This window comes from Pseudomonas sp. RGM 3321 (genome assembly GCF_022836805.1).
In the GTDB taxonomy this organism is placed as follows: domain Bacteria; phylum Pseudomonadota; class Gammaproteobacteria; order Pseudomonadales; family Pseudomonadaceae; genus Aquipseudomonas.
Genome location: NZ_JALHBH010000041.1, coordinates 1 through 462 on the forward strand (window position 1 = coordinate 1; position 462 = coordinate 462).

The 462-nt window shown below is 56.9% G+C and carries 1 pseudogene; it reads right to left on the reverse strand.

From position 1 onward, the window contains the following. Nucleotides 1-225 (reverse strand): annotated as a pseudogene (locus RGM3321_RS00150) (hypothetical protein); the annotation flags it as partial. Nucleotides 226-462 lie beyond the last annotated feature (237 nt).

Consider the following 462-nt stretch of genomic DNA (forward strand, 5'->3'; position numbering starts at 1 on the left):
GCGTCTTGCCAATGCGGAGCCCAGATCAGCGGCAACGACGACTCCCCCGTTGTAGCGAATCGCCAGCACAGTTCTGCCGTGCCTCAACAGTTCGGGAACGCTGGTGTTGACTGTCGTCGGGGGCAAGAGTTCAGGAGCGACTCGCTGTAGAAGCACGGCGAAGGAATCGGTGGTCGTACTCGACATGAGGTAATCCCCATCGAGATCGGATAACGACAATGACATGACCCTCCTCGTCACGACGACACTCGGGCTTTCTACCCTAGCCGACTGATTTGGGCTGGACCCTAGTGACGGATACCATCGGTATCCGATACCGGTGATACCGCCACCGATCAGATCTAGATTCCTCGAAGGACGACAACTTGTGATGCCTGCCGCAGTAGAACGACCTCATCGCGATGAGGTGAGAAGCAGAATACTTGCCGCAGCCGCCCACAACTTTGAACGGGACGGCTATGT